This window comes from Massilia sp. Dwa41.01b, assembly GCF_014171775.1.
Classification (GTDB): domain Bacteria; phylum Pseudomonadota; class Gammaproteobacteria; order Burkholderiales; family Burkholderiaceae_D; genus Telluria.
The window spans coordinates 5,151,541-5,164,344 of sequence record NZ_CP050454.1; the positions used below are offsets into that span (position 1 = coordinate 5,151,541).

Consider the following 12,804-nt stretch of genomic DNA (forward strand, 5'->3'; position numbering starts at 1 on the left):
GTGGCCAGGGTGCCGCCGGCAGGCGGCTGGCCGTTCGTCAGCGGCGGCAGCTCCGGCGCGCCCGGTTGCGCATCAGGAGAGTGTCGTCTTGCGGACGGGTCGTCGTCCCGAGCGCACGCATGTATTCGTAGCGGTCGAGCGAGATGCTGTTGTTCTGCTCCTTGCTGCGCACCACGACCGGACGCAGGAAGACCATCAGGTTGGTCTTGTTGCGGGCACGGCTGCGGTACTTGAACAGGTTACCCAGCACCGGGATATCGCCCAGGCCACGCACTTTTTCCTGGTCGTGGCTTTCGTCATCGGAAATCAGGCCGCCCAGCACAATGATCTGGCCATCGTCTGCCAGGACATTGCTTTCGATCGCGCGCACGGTGGTCACGATGCCTTCCGAACGGACAACGGAATTGTCGATACCCGAATTCTCGTGGTAGATCGACAGCTTGATCACGCCACCCTCGGAAATCTGCGGACGCACTTTCATCAGCAGGCCGATGTCCTTGCGGTCGACGGTCTGGAACGGGTTGCCTGCGCCGCTGCTGCCGGTCGTGAAGGAACCGGTGATGATCGGGATGTTCTGGCCCACCTTGATCGTCGCCAACTCGTTATCGAGGGTGATCATGTTCGGTGTGGACAAGATGTTGGCGGCGCCCTCGTTTTCAAGGGCACTGGCAACCGCGCCCAGGCCGAGCTGGCCATTGATCTGCTTGAAGATACCGAGCGTAAAGCCTGGCAACGAAGGCGGCGTGGTGGTGGTGCCGAGCCCGGCGCGCGCGGCGGCCGCCAGGTTGATCAGGTTATTCGCCTTGCCCGAATTGAAGGACTGCAAGCCACCCACGCGGTAGCGGCTGGTGTCGTCGCCCGACAGGCCCAGCCACTGGACGCCGAATTCGGAGGCTTTCTGCGAATTCATCTCGACCACCAGCGCCTCGATATAGACCTGGGCACGGCGCACGTCGAGCTGGTCGATGACGCCGCGCAGGTTACGGTAGATGGCGTCCGGCGCCGTGATGATCAGGCTATTGGTGGAAGCGTCGGCCTGGATGAAGCCGGAACCCTGGCCGCCGCCGGCGCCACCGGCCGTTGCCTGGCTCTGCTGGCTGAAGGTGTTGCCGGTGCCGCCCATGCCGATGCTGCTCTGCTGGCCCTGCTGGCCGCCGAGGTTGCCGCCGCCGGCACCACCCTGGGCACCGGCCTGGATCGAACCGCCCGAGGTGCCCTGCTGCTGGGTTGGGACCGCCGAGGCATCCTGCGACACGACGGCGCGCAGGGTTTGTGCGACGCGGCTGGCGTCGGCGTTCTTCAGGTAGACGACGTGGATATTGCCTTTTTCGGTGGTCTCCTGGTCGAGCTTGGCGATCAGGGACTTGGCCAGGTTGGCGCGTGCCCGCGACGGCGCGCGCACGATCACCGAATTGGTACGCGGATCGGCCAGCACCGAGACGCGGCCGGAGTCGCCGCCGGCGGCCGGTTCCATCATGCGCGACACCAGGGTCGCGATGTCGCTGGCGATGCCGTTGCGGATTGGCACGACGTCGAGGTCGGATGCCACCGGCGCGTCGAGTGCGGAGATGATGCGCGCCAGGCGGCGCAGGTTATCGGCGTAGTCGGTGATCACCAGGCTGTTGTTGCCCGGATTGGCCATGATCGAATTGTTCGGCGAGATCAGCGGGCGCAGCACGGCCGTCAGGTTGGCGGCCGACTCGTAGGAAAGGTGGAAGATCTGGGTGGCGATCTGGTCCCCCTGGACGCGGGTGCCGCGCTTGCCGACCTGGGTCGGCGAGGATTGCAGCTTCGCTTCCGCTTCCGGCACCACCTTGGCATAGCCCTCGCCGGTGGTGACGACGGCAAAGCCCTGCAGGCGCAGTGCCGAGGTCAGCAATCCAAAGGCCTGGCTCTTGGTCAGCGATTTTTCCGACACGAGCGTCAGGGTTCCCTTTACGCGCGGGTCGACGATGAAGGTCATGCCCGTGTAGTGGCCGACGGCCTTGATCACCGACTCGATATCGGCATTCACGAAGCTCAGCGCGGCCGCATTTTCCTCGCCCTGGCTTTGAGCCAATGCCGGTGCCGGCGGCAGGGCCGTGGCGACGGCGCAGCACAGCATGGCGCCGGCGGCAATACGGCGCAGGGTGGGGAATTCGTAGGTGCTACGGAAAGTTGTTTTCATTATCTGAACTCTAATGCGATTATGTTTTTACCGTTCACCATGCGGCGCTGCCCCAGCAGGTTCAGCAAATTGCCCAGGGTCTCTTCATATCCTTCGCCGGCCATCGCCTGCCCGGAAAAGCGCAGGCGTCCGTTCTGCAATGTCCCATTTCCCGACAACAACAACGCGCCACGCACCGTGCGCAGCACCAGATCGGCCTGCTGGCCGCGCCAGTCCATGGCCATCTCGTAGCTGCCCAGCGGCTTGATCGGCGACATGCGCGAACCCATGTCGGCCATCGACAGGACCGTGCGCCCGTTGACCGCGACGCTGTTCGGCACGCGCGCCAGGTCGAGCCGGTTCCAGGAGAGCCGGATCACGCCCGAAGGCGCCAGCGTGTTCAGTGGCGCGCCCAGGCCGGCGAGCCCCTCGGCCGGCAGCAGCAGCTGGCCCTCGCTCACCTGCCACGCGCTCCAGCTGCCTTCGATGTGGACGGGCTGTGCCAGCGCCAGCGGATTTTCCAGGTTCATGTCGACGCGGCCGAACAGCACCAGCGGCGACAGGCGCCAGCTGAAGCGGCCCGGCAGCAGCGGCGTCACCGCCCCGCCCGCGTTCGGCGCGCCGCCCACAAAGGCTGAGCCGTTCCAGAGCGTACCTTGCGCATCCCCCAGAGTCAAACGGCCGCCGGTCTGGCGCTCCACCATCGTGCCGAGCCAGGTCGCCGGCAGGAAGACGAGCACCGTCAGCGCCACCACCAGCGCGGCGGCGGTCAGCCAGGCCAGCATGCGCCTCATCGGGCGCCGGTCCCGGTATCCTGGCGCAGCGTCAGGTTGGCGTCGACATTGCCGACCGGATCCTGGGCGCTGAAGGTGCCTTCCGGACGGCGATGCGGTTCTCGCGGCGCTGGGCATCGAGCCAGGCCACCAGGTTCGCAAACGACACGCCGTTCACCTGCAGCCGTGCGTATTCGCCGGTCAGCGTGAGCGAGGCCGGCGTGATGCTGCGCGCACCGAGGCTGGCCTTCAGGCTGGCCTCGGTCATGGGCGTCACCGGCACCGGCTGCTGGCCGGCGAGCCCGCGCGCGACCTGCGCCATGCCCGCCAGCTGCGCGGCCTGCTGGCGCAGCTCGGGAAGCGAACGCTGCAGCTGGGCACGGCCCTCGACCGCCGGCTCGATCAGCCCCATGTACACCAGCGCCAGCAGGACGACGCCAAAACCGACGCCGAGATAACGCCGCTCCTGCTCGCTGCGCGCGATCCAGTAAGCCGTGGCACGTTCGCGCGTACCGCCGAAAATGTTACCCAGGTTCATTGCGTAGCTCCCGTGCTGCGGATCCGCCAGTTGGCGGGCGCAATTGCTTCCAAGGTGAGGCTGCGCGCCGACAGGGCCGCCTGCAGTTGCCGGAGCGCGGTCGGATCGACCGTCTCTGGTTTGACGCGCACGTTAAGCGCGCGTTCCTTGTATTCGATTGATGTAATGCCGGGCGGGCTCGCCAGTTGACGGCTGGCGTCGCCCAGGGCCGCGGCCAGGTAGATGAATTCGTCGGTGCCGATCTGGCCGCTGCCGGCCTGGGCGCGCGCAATGTTCTGGCGCATTTGCGCTACCGGATCGACCATCGGCGTGTTCGGGTAGACCGACTGGAAGGTCTGGTTCATCTGCTGGCGCACGGCGTTCGCTTCGCCGCGCAGGCGCAGCCATTCGATATTGATGCCGGCCAGGTTGACGACCACGCCCAGCAGCGCCAGCGCGATCGGCACGCGCCAGCGGCGCCAGTCGCGCTGGCGCGCGCCGGCCGCGCCCAGGCCCGGCAGCAGGTCGAAGCCGGCGCTGTTGGCGCCGGCGATCCAGTGCGCCCAGTCGTCGGCTTCGAGCACGGTGCCGGGGCCGGCCTCGGCCAGCAGCACGCCGTATTCGCCGAGCTGCGCGTGCGGTACATACAGCGTCAGTGGCGCGTCGCCGGCCAGCGCGCGGGCGGTTTGCAGGGCCACCGCCGGGTTGGCGTCGAGCGCCAGGCCGAAGCCGGAATACGGACCCTGCGCAGCAGCAGTTCGCCGGCGCCGATCGTGGCGCTGACGCCGCCCGGCTGCAGGGGCAGGCACAGTTGCGCCGGCACGACCGCCACGGCGCGGGCGCCCGGGCCAGCAGCGTACGCACCAGCGGCTCGAGCCAGTCGCGCTGCACCACCGCGACCGGGCGGGTGCCGTCCGCCGCGACGGGACCGGCGACGAGCACGCAGTCGGCCGGGTCGCCCAGGACATGTTCTTCGACCAGGTCAGGCAAGGCGGCGCGCAGTCGCGCACCGGCCAGCGGCGGCATCGACAGCGACAGCAGGTTGACGTCGGCGCCGGCGAGCAGCAACACCACGCGGCGGCTGGCGGCAACGACATCGGTGAGATTGCGCAGCAGGCCTTCGCCCTGCTGGGCGATGCCGCCGCCGTCATTGACGACGGCAAAACGGCACAGGGCGCCTTCGCCTTCGGCGCGCGCTGGATGCCGGATATAAAGTGTAGTCAAACCGTCTCGCTTTCTTTTAATTTTGACGAACCCAGACCACCGACACGCCGCCGCCGATCACGCCCGGCTGCCGCTTGATCAGCGACAGCGCGTTCAGGGCGGCGCGGTCGAGGCGGATGCGGCTGTTCACCAGGAACCAGTCGCTGTGCACGCTCGCCGAATCGGCCACCAGCGGGCGGTTGCCGACTTCCTGCTGAAACTTGCCGATGTCGTCCCAGGGCACGTTGCGGCGCCGCGCCAGCAGCGCGTTCGCTTCCGACAGCGAATAATTCGGAATTACCGCCGACAGCACCTCGGCCGACGCCGTATTCACGTTCACCGGCGTGCGCTCGGGCAGCACCACCACGTAGGGGCGCAACCGCTCGAGCATGTCCGGCGTAAATCCTTTTACTGCCAACAAATCCTCGACTTCGAGGAACTTGATCGGCGTACCGAGCCCCTCGCGCGTGACCGCCAGCGTCTCGGGCCCGCTCACGCCGCTGCCGCCGCCGTCGGCGCCGCCGCCGCCATCGACGCCCCCACGCCGCCCTGGCCGACCTGCCCTCCTTGCCACCGCCATTGCCGCCACCGGCTTCGCCCTCGCCGCCTTCGCCATTGCCGCCGCTGCCCGGGTCGAGCTCCTGGCCGCCGACTTCCTGGCCCGTGATCGGGTCGACCTGGCCGACTGGCACCACTACCGGCTGGCTGCCCGCGATCAGGTTGGCCGTGGTACGAGCCAGCACCGGATTGATTTGCAGGTTGCGCAGCAGGCGTTCGAAGATTTGCAACTGAGCAACATCAATGCGGGTGCCGCGCGCCAAATTACGTAGATTGTAACGCGAGGTGGCGTCCGAGATGTTGCCAGAAAGACTAGCATCGAAGGTTTCTCCTTCGACCCGTTCGCGTTCAATGTACTGGTCGAGCCGGGTTTCAGCCAGTGGCGTGGCCCAGACCGCGGTCAAGGCGGTGTAGCGTGGATTGTCGTAAGCATCCTGGCGCAGCACCAGGCTGGCCCAGTCGAGCGCCCCGCGCAGGATCCAGCGCGTCTGCAGGTTCAGGCGCTGGTTTTCCATCGAGCGTACTTCGACCTGCTGCTGCCAGAACAGGCTGGCCACGATCGTGATCGCCAGCGTGGTCAGCAGCAAGGCGGTGATGACGGCGACGCCGCGCTGGCGCCGCTGGGTGGGTGCACGTCGCATCAGATGCTCCCCAACAGGAAGGATTTGGTGAGCGGCTGCGGGTAGCCGCGCGTGGCCAGCACCACCTGCAAGCCGCCGATCGGCTGGGCGATGCCGCCCTGCGCCGCCGCCTCGGCTTGCCGGCGCCAGCCGTTGTTTTGCCAGACCAGCACCCCCATCGATTCGACGTTGCGCTGCAGCGTGACGGCACCGGTGGTGTCGAGGTCGCTGACGGACGCCTGCCACAAGGCATCGAGCTGGAGCAGGTCGCGGGTGGCGATCGATTCTCGCCGCAGCAGGGCGCCGTTCACCAAACGGTAGGCAATCACCTGCAGCCGCGCCGGTTCGTTTTCGTTGAAGACGGTGCGGACCAGGGTCAGGCGGTTGTCCTCGCCGAGCAGGAAGGGCCGGCGCCCGAGCACGCTGGCGCTGGCCGCATGTTCGCAGTCGCTCTGCATCTGGGCAAAGGCCAGCTGCATGCCGCGCGTCATTTCCATTTGATCGGTCAGGGCGGCGCGGGCGCGCACGATGCCGTCCAGGCCGCGCCAGCCGAGCACGGCCACCATCGCCAGGATGCCGATCGCCACCAGCAGCTCGACCAGCGTGAAACCGCGATTCCGTTTCATGGACGCGGCCTCAGGACCAGCTGGACCAGCTTGAGAATGCGCCGGTCGGGACGGTCGAGGTCGAATACGGATACCTCGACCCGGCGCAGTTGCGGATTCGGGCTGGCCAGCACTTCTTCCTGGCACATCAGTTTCAGGTCGCCCTGGGGGCAGGCATAGCTGCGCTTGCCGATTTCGGGGAATTCCTTGCCGAGGCGAATTTGCACGAGCCGGTTCTCGGCCGACCAGGTGGCCATCATCGAGGCGCGCAGGCCGGCACTGTTCGAGGCCAGGCTACCTACCGCGCGCAGGCCGGCGCCGAGCGCGGTGCCGACGATAACGAGCGCCACCAGCACCTCGAGCAGGGTAAAGCCCTGGATTGTCGCCAGGCGTGGGCAGGGAGACAGCATCTTTATTCCACAGTGAAATGGCCGACGCCATCGGCGCGGATCGCCACGCGGTTGTCGCCGCTGGCCAGGGTCAGGACGAAGGGTTTGTCGACCGGTTCGCGGCCGAAGGTGACGCGCACGATGTCACCGGTTCCGGTACCAGCCGTGGGCGGATCGAGCAGCAGCCGGATCGGTGCATGGCGGAAGGCGCGCTGGCGCAACAGGTCGTCCTGGGTGACGGCCTCCCAGCCCTGTTCGCCGCGCACCAGGAAGCTGTAGCGTTCGGGAGTGGCTTCGAAGGCGACCTGCCGGTTGCGCACGATCGCTTCGTCGCGCGCCAGCTGCAGCAGCAGGGTCAGGCGCTTGGCTTCATCGACGAGGTCCTGGCGCGGGCTCGGGATCGCGTTCACAGAGACGAGCCCGAGCGTGATGCCGATGATGACCATCACCACCATGATTTCGACCAGGGTGAAGCCGGCGGCGCGGCGAGGTGCGGCCAGCGGCGCGACGGCGGTCATGGTCGAGGCTTAATCCTGCCAGGAGCCGATGTCGGCGTCTTCGCCCTGGCCGCCGGCCTGGCCGTCGGCACCGTAGGAGAAGATGTCGAGCTCCTTGCCGTGGATGCCGGGCTGCAGGTACTGGTAGGGGTGGCCCCACGGGTCCTTCGGCAGCTTGTCGATATAGCCGCCTTCCTTCCAGCCGTTGGCCGCCGGGCCCGAACTCGGGCGCTCGACCAGGGCCTGCAAGCCCTGCTCGGTGGTCGGATAGCGCTGGTTGTCCAGTTTGTACATCTTGAGCGCCGACATCAGGTTGCCGATGTCGGTCTTGGCCGCGACCCCGCGCGACTCGCCGACACGGCCCAGCAGCTTGGGTACGACCAGCGCGCCCAGGATGCCGATGATGACCACGACAACCATGATTTCAACAAGGGTGAAGCCGCGCGCGGAACGGCGGCGAAGTGCGCGTTGCGAAACGATGTGCATAGTCAATCTTGGGTAGGTGGATCAGGTGGATCGGAACAAGCGGAGCGCCTAACAAAACCTCCATAGCTGCGTTACATCGTCTCGCCGTACAGGTGTACTGTCTTCGACGATGCGCCTTGCTCTGAAGCTTGTGTTAAGCGCTCATAGTATAAGGCCGTTTGGCGGCAGCGGCCACCGGCGGCGGTGCGCCATTGTAAGGCAGAGCAGCGCTACATCGCAGCTCAAATGTGTGCACCCCTATTCGAGCAGACAGGGCAGTCCGGATTGCGCGCTGCAGCAATCCCGGTCCACTCCATCGCCCGACCGTCGAGCAGCAGCAGGCGCCCGCGCAGCGGCGTACCTACCCCCATGATCAGCTTCAGCGCCTCGGCCGCCTGCATCGCGCCGACCACGCCGACCAGGGGCGCGAACACCCCATCGTGCTGCAGGCGGCGTCCTCGAAACCGCTGTCCTCGGGGAACAGGCAGGCATAGCAGGGGCAGTCGGCCGTGCGCATGTCGAACACGGATAACTGCCCGTCGAAGCGGATCGCGGCGCCCGCCACCAGCGGCACGCGAGCCTCGACGCAGGCCCGGTTCAACGCGTGACGGGTAGCGAAGTTGTCGCTGCAGTCGAGCACGACCGAGGCGCCCCGTGCCAGTTCCAACAGGCGCGCGGGGCCGGCCCGTTCGCGCAGTGCAATAACTTCGACCTCGGGATTGAGCGCCTGCAGTGCCGCCTTGCCGGATTCGACCTTGGGCTGGCCGATGCGCGCATCCGTGTGCATGATCTGGCGCTGCAGGTTGGTGAGGTCGACCGCGTCGTCGTCGACCAGGGTGATGCGGCCGACGCCGCTTGCCGCCAGGTACAGCGCGGCCGGCGAACCGAGGTCGCCGGCACCGATGACCGGGGCGTGGGCCGCCAGCAGGCGCGCCTGCCCCTCGATGCCGATGTCGTCGAGCAGGATGTGGCGCGAGTAGCGCAGGAGCTGGGTGTCGTTCATGGGTGGATAACAGTGCCGTGGCCGTAGGGTGGGCACTCCGTGCCCACGCGTAAGCGCGTTCGGTGTTGGCGTGGTTTTACTCGGAAACGTGAGCAGGTAAAGGTATCGCTGCAAGGACGCGGTATCGCTGCAAGAACGCGGTATCGCTGCAAGGACGCGGTATCGCTGCAAGAACGCGCCCTGCGGGTCCGGTGCCAGGCGCCCCACAATGCCGCCATCCGCGTGGGCACGGGGTGCCCACCCTACGTGATCATCCTACTTTTTCGCGCCCTTCAGCTCGGGCGGTTTCGTCTCGGAACCCGGCACCGCTTTCGCTTCCGGCGAGGTCACTTCGACTGCCTCGGGTTTCGCCAGTTTGACGGGCAAGCCCTTGAAATGGTTCAGGGCCTGGGCCAACTGGAAGTCGTCCTTGCCGCCCAACTCCAGCGGCTTGCGGTTCTTCAGCAGGGCCAGCGCGCGCTGTTGCTGCTCGGCGCTGTCGCGTGCATCCTTGGCCGCGCCCGCCTTTTCGTTCTCGCCCGTCAGGTGGCGCTGCAAATCGACTTCGCGCACGCGCAGCGCGTTCAGGCCGTCGCCTTCCGCCGTTTCGTCCACGGCCAGGTCCGGATTGATCCCGTTGGCCTGGATCGCGCGGCCCTTCGGCGTGTAGTAGCGCGCCGTGGTCAGCTTGATGGCGGTGTCGGGGGACAACTGGCGCAGCGTCTGCACCGAGCCCTTGCCGAAGCTCTGGCTGCCCATCACGATGGCGCGCTTGTAGTCCTGCAGGGCGCCGGCGACGATTTCCGAGGCCGATGCCGAGCCGCCATTGATCAGCACCACCATCGGCACGGTTTTCAGCTGGGCCGGCGCCTTGGCCAGCGGATCGCCGCCGCGCTCGGCGTAGAACTCGCGCCGGCCGTAGTAACTCTTGTTCGAGTCGGGCAACTGGCCCTTGGTGGAAACAATCAGCTCTTCCTTGGGCAGGAAGGCGCTCGACACGCCAATGGCGCCGGGCAGCAGGCCGCCCGGGTCGTTGCGCAGGTCGAGCACCAACCCCTTGATCTCGGGGTTGTCCGCGTACAGCGCTGCCGTTTTGCCGGCCAGCTCTTCAAGCGTGGCTTCCTGGAACTGGCTGATGCGCACCCAGGCGTAACCAGGCTCGACCATCTTGGCCTTGACGCTCAGCACCCGGATTTCCTCGCGCGCGAGCGGCACCACCCAGGGGCGGTCGTCGCCGCGGCGGGCAATCGTCAGCGTCACCTTGCTGCCGGGCTTGCCGCGCATTTTCTTGATCGCTTCGTCGAGTGACAGGCCCTTGACCGGGACGTTGTCGATGCGGGTGATCAGGTCGCCGGCCTTGATGCCGGCGCGGTAGGCCGGCGAATCCTCGATGGGCGAGACGATCTTCACGTAGCCGTCCTCGGAAGCGACCTCGATGCCGACCCCGACGAACTTGCCGCGCACGCTGTCGCGCATTTCCTTGTAGGCCTTCTGGTCGAGGTAGACCGAGTGCGGGTCGAGCGAGGCGACCATCCCGCCGATGGCTTCGGACAGGAGTTTCTTGTCCTCGACCGGCACCACGTAGTCGCTCTTGATCAGGCCATAGACGTCGGCCAGCTGGCGCAGTTCGTCCAGCGGCAACGGGCCGTCTCCCTTTTGTGCCCAGGCCGAGACCTGCGCCGTCAAGGCCACCCCGGCCACCAGGCCCAGGCCGACCAGCCCCATGTTTTTCGCTTTGTTGCCCATCGCTGCCCCTAGAATCCTAGAATTTGATCCAGCTTGCCGGATCGAAGGCCTTGCCCAGATGCCTGAGCTCGAAGTATAGCCCCGATTCCTCGTTACCGCCGGTGTTGCCGGCGCTCGCGATCGGCTCGCCGGCGCGCACCGCGTCGCCCAGGCGCTTGAGCAGCGTCTGGTTGTTGGCATAGATCGACAGGTAGTCGCCGCCGTGGTCGATGATGATCAGGTTGCCGAAGCCGCGCATCCAGCCCGAGTGCACCACGCGCCCCAGCGCCACGGCGCGCACCTCGGTGCCTTCCGGCGCCTTGATGAACATGCCCTTCCAGCTTGGGCCGTCGCCGCCGCGCTTGGCGCCGAAGCGCGCCGCGATCGTGCCCGACACCGGCGCCGTCAGCTTGCCGCGCATGCTGGCGAAGGCCCCGGCGGTGCAGCGGGCGCCAGCGAGATGTCGGGCGTGCGTTCTTCCGGCTCGGCCGGCTTCGGTGCCTGCACCACTTTCGGTTCTTCCGGCGGCAGCGGTTTCGGTGCCGGCTTGCCGGCTTTCGCCGCTTCGCGCGCCAGGCGCTCGCGCTCGGCCTTGGCTTCGGCTCGCGCCAGCGCGCGCCCTTTCCGCCGCTTCCGCTTCGGCCTTGGCCTTGGCGCGGGCAGCGGCGAGCGCTTCCCGGCGCTTGCGTTCGGCTTCGGCCTGTTCGCGGATCAGGCGCGTCAGGCTGTCGACCAGGCCGCTCAGGCGCTGTTCGTCGCGCTCCAGGCTGTCGACCTGCTTGCGCTGGCTGACCAGGCGGCTCGACAGCTCGCCCAGCAGGGCGGCACGTTTCGCCTTTTCCTTCTCCAGCACGGCCTTCTGGTCGCGCTGCTCCTGGGCGATTTCTTCGAGTTCGGTTTTGGCGTTCTCGACCTTCTCGCGATTCTGCTCGACCTGCGCCAGGTTGGCGTTCAGGGCGGACAGCAATTTCGCTTGCGCCTGCGAGACATAGGCCATCATCTGCAGGTCGCGGTTGATCCGGTTCGGGTTATCTCCCGAGAGCAGCAGCTTGATGCGGTCTTCGTTGCCGGCGACATAGTGCTCGCGCAGCAGGGCCGACAATTGTTTCTTCTGTGCCGCAATTGTTTGTGCGAGGCGTTCCTGTTCGGTACCCAGGTCCTGCAGGCGCAGGTTGGTCTCGCGCTGTTCGTCGGCGAGGTCGCGCAGCGCGCGGTTGGCGTTCGAGATCGCCTCTTCCGACTCGGCCAGGTTGTCGGCCACGTCTTCCTTCTCGCTCTCGGTGCGGCTGATTTCCTTCTTGAGTGCGGTCAGCTTTTGCTGGATGCCGGCGCGCTTGGCCTCGGCCGCCGCTTTTTGCCGGCTGCGTTCGGTCGGCTTGGCTGCACCGGTCGCGCAGGCGGGTGCTACCAGGCCGCTTGACAGGCACACCGCCAGCAGGCCGCACAGCAGGGCGCTGCCGGCCGACTTCTTGATTGGGAAACGCAAGACTTACTTCGCCTTCCCTTGATTGGCAACCGCTGCCATGGCGGCGGCGATCGCTTCCTGGTCGCCCAGGTAGTAGTGGCGGATCGGCTTCAGGTCGGCATCGAGTTCGTAGACCAGCGGCTGGCCGTTTGGAATGTTGAGGCTGACGATGTCGCTGTCGCTGATGTTGTCGAGCATTTTGATGATGGCGCGCAGGCTGTTGCCGTGGGCCGAAATCAGGATCTGCTTGCCGGCGCGGATGGCCGGGGCGATTTCGTCGTTCCAGGCGGGCATCACGCGCGCCACCGTATCCTTCAGGCACTCGGTAAGCGGGATCTGCGATTTGTCCAGGCTGGCGTAGCGCGGGTCCTTGAACGAGGTGCGCTCGTCGGCTTCTTCCAGCGCCGGCGGCGGCGTGTCGTAGCTGCGGCGCCAGACCAGCACTTGCTCGTCGCCATACTTCGCGGCCGTCTCGGCCTTGTCCAAACCTTGCAGGCCGCCATAGTGGCGTTCGTTCAGGCGCCAGTCGTTCTTGATCGGCAGGTACATCTGGTCCATCTCGTCGAGCGCCAGCCAGAGGGTGCGGATGGCGCGCTTCAACACCGAGGTGTAGGCCAGGTCGAAATGGAAACCGGCTTCGCGCAGTACGCGGCCGGCGCTGCGCGCCTCGTTGACACCCTTCTCGGTCAGGTCGACGTCGGTCCAGCCGGTAAAGCGGTTTTCCAGGTTCCAGGTCGATTCGCCGTGGCGCATGAATACGATTTTGTACATAAGCTCTTCTCTACTCTATATAAAAGTCTGCGAAGGGACCCCGGGTCGATCTCGAGGTGCCAAAAGATTCCTGTCCGCCTTCTATTTT

General features: G+C 66.6%; 12 protein-coding genes and 3 pseudogenes. 1 reads left to right on the forward strand and 14 read right to left on the reverse strand.

The window, feature by feature from the left end:
- Window positions 1–37 precede the first annotated feature (37 nt).
- The 5 genes and pseudogenes from gspD to G4G28_RS23755 form a co-directional block, all read right to left on the reverse strand.
- Window positions 38–2,167 (reverse strand): type II secretion system secretin GspD, encoded by a 2,130-nt coding sequence (gspD, locus tag G4G28_RS23735; protein ID WP_308601459.1) that lies wholly within the window; start codon window positions 2,165–2,167, stop codon window positions 38–40.
- Complete coding sequence (gene gspN, locus G4G28_RS23740) at window positions 2,167–2,940, reverse strand: type II secretion system protein N (RefSeq protein WP_183107890.1); 774 nt, start codon at window positions 2,938–2,940, stop codon at window positions 2,167–2,169. Before gspN ends, gspD begins: the two co-directional genes overlap by 1 nt.
- Before the next feature lie 31 nt (window positions 2,941–2,971).
- The gene (gene gspM, locus G4G28_RS23745; protein ID WP_229425303.1) at window positions 2,972–3,457 is read right to left on the reverse strand and encodes a type II secretion system protein GspM; all 486 of its coding nucleotides are present in this window, start codon (window positions 3,455–3,457) and stop codon (window positions 2,972–2,974) included.
- Window positions 3,454–4,660, reverse strand: a pseudogene (gene gspL / locus G4G28_RS23750) (type II secretion system protein GspL). The gene gspM and the pseudogene gspL overlap by 4 nt, the downstream one beginning before the upstream one ends.
- 16 nt (window positions 4,661–4,676) lie before the next feature.
- Window positions 4,677–5,135, reverse strand: a complete 459-nt coding sequence (locus G4G28_RS23755) for a general secretion pathway protein GspK (protein ID WP_229507795.1) — start codon at window positions 5,133–5,135, stop codon at window positions 4,677–4,679.
- Here G4G28_RS23755 and G4G28_RS28715 point away from each other — a divergent pair.
- Window positions 5,107–5,469: a hypothetical protein gene (locus G4G28_RS28715; protein WP_308601463.1), complete on the forward strand. Its 363-nt coding sequence runs from the start codon at window positions 5,107–5,109 to the stop codon at window positions 5,467–5,469. The genes G4G28_RS23755 and G4G28_RS28715 overlap by 29 nt on opposite strands.
- On the opposite strand, the pseudogene gspK reads toward G4G28_RS28715, so the two are convergent.
- From gspK to gpmA, 9 genes and pseudogenes are all read right to left on the reverse strand, one after another.
- Window positions 5,392–5,838 (reverse strand): annotated as a pseudogene (gene gspK, locus G4G28_RS23760) (type II secretion system minor pseudopilin GspK); the annotation flags it as partial. The gene G4G28_RS28715 and the pseudogene gspK overlap by 78 nt on opposite strands.
- Complete coding sequence (locus G4G28_RS23765; RefSeq protein WP_182990211.1) at window positions 5,838–6,443, reverse strand: type II secretion system protein J; 606 nt, start codon at window positions 6,441–6,443, stop codon at window positions 5,838–5,840. The gene G4G28_RS23765 and the pseudogene gspK, both read right to left, overlap by 1 nt.
- Window positions 6,440–6,832 (reverse strand): type II secretion system minor pseudopilin GspI, encoded by a 393-nt coding sequence (gene gspI / locus G4G28_RS23770; protein ID WP_182990212.1) that lies wholly within the window; start codon window positions 6,830–6,832, stop codon window positions 6,440–6,442. The genes G4G28_RS23765 and gspI overlap by 4 nt, the downstream gene beginning before the upstream one ends.
- A 2-nt stretch (window positions 6,833–6,834) precedes the next feature.
- Window positions 6,835–7,329: a GspH/FimT family pseudopilin gene (locus G4G28_RS23775; protein WP_182990213.1), complete on the reverse strand. Its 495-nt coding sequence runs from the start codon at window positions 7,327–7,329 to the stop codon at window positions 6,835–6,837.
- 9 nt (window positions 7,330–7,338) lie between these two features.
- The gene (gene gspG, locus G4G28_RS23780; RefSeq protein ID WP_182990214.1) at window positions 7,339–7,794 is read right to left on the reverse strand and encodes a type II secretion system major pseudopilin GspG; all 456 of its coding nucleotides are present in this window, start codon (window positions 7,792–7,794) and stop codon (window positions 7,339–7,341) included.
- A 221-nt stretch (window positions 7,795–8,015) separates the two neighbouring features.
- Window positions 8,016–8,776, reverse strand: a pseudogene (locus tag G4G28_RS23785) (ThiF family adenylyltransferase).
- Window positions 8,777–9,031: 255 nt separating this feature from the next.
- Entirely contained in the window at window positions 9,032–10,501 is a 1,470-nt protein-coding gene (locus tag G4G28_RS23790) for a S41 family peptidase (RefSeq protein WP_182990215.1), read from the reverse strand.
- Between the two features lie 16 nt (window positions 10,502–10,517).
- Window positions 10,518–11,966: a peptidoglycan DD-metalloendopeptidase family protein gene (locus tag G4G28_RS23795; protein ID WP_308601466.1), complete on the reverse strand. Its 1,449-nt coding sequence runs from the start codon at window positions 11,964–11,966 to the stop codon at window positions 10,518–10,520.
- 3 nt (window positions 11,967–11,969) lie between these two features.
- Window positions 11,970–12,716, reverse strand: coding sequence for a 2,3-diphosphoglycerate-dependent phosphoglycerate mutase (gpmA, locus tag G4G28_RS23800; RefSeq protein WP_182990216.1), 747 nt, complete (start codon window positions 12,714–12,716; stop codon window positions 11,970–11,972).
- Window positions 12,717–12,804: the final 88 nt, after the last annotated feature.

Excerpts from the sequence above, each read along its gene's own strand:
- gspD (WP_308601459.1), bottom strand. The coding sequence starts at position 2,167 with ATGAAAACAACTTTCCGTAGCACCTACGAATTCCCCACCCTGCGCCGT.
- gspN (WP_183107890.1), bottom strand. The coding sequence starts at position 2,940 with ATGAGGCGCATGCTGGCCTGGCTGACCGCCGCCGCGCTGGTGGTGGCG.
- gspM (WP_229425303.1), bottom strand. The coding sequence starts at position 3,457 with ATGAACCTGGGTAACATTTTCGGCGGTACGCGCGAACGTGCCACGGCT.
- G4G28_RS23765 (WP_182990211.1), bottom strand. The coding sequence starts at position 6,443 with ATGAAACGGAATCGCGGTTTCACGCTGGTCGAGCTGCTGGTGGCGATC.
- gspI (WP_182990212.1), bottom strand. The coding sequence starts at position 6,832 with ATGCTGTCTCCCTGCCCACGCCTGGCGACAATCCAGGGCTTTACCCTG.
- G4G28_RS23775 (WP_182990213.1), bottom strand. The coding sequence starts at position 7,329 with ATGACCGCCGTCGCGCCGCTGGCCGCACCTCGCCGCGCCGCCGGCTTC.
- gspG (WP_182990214.1), bottom strand. The coding sequence starts at position 7,794 with ATGCACATCGTTTCGCAACGCGCACTTCGCCGCCGTTCCGCGCGCGGC.
- G4G28_RS23790 (WP_182990215.1), bottom strand. The coding sequence starts at position 10,501 with ATGGGCAACAAAGCGAAAAACATGGGGCTGGTCGGCCTGGGCCTGGTG.
- gpmA (WP_182990216.1), bottom strand. The coding sequence starts at position 12,716 with ATGTACAAAATCGTATTCATGCGCCACGGCGAATCGACCTGGAACCTG.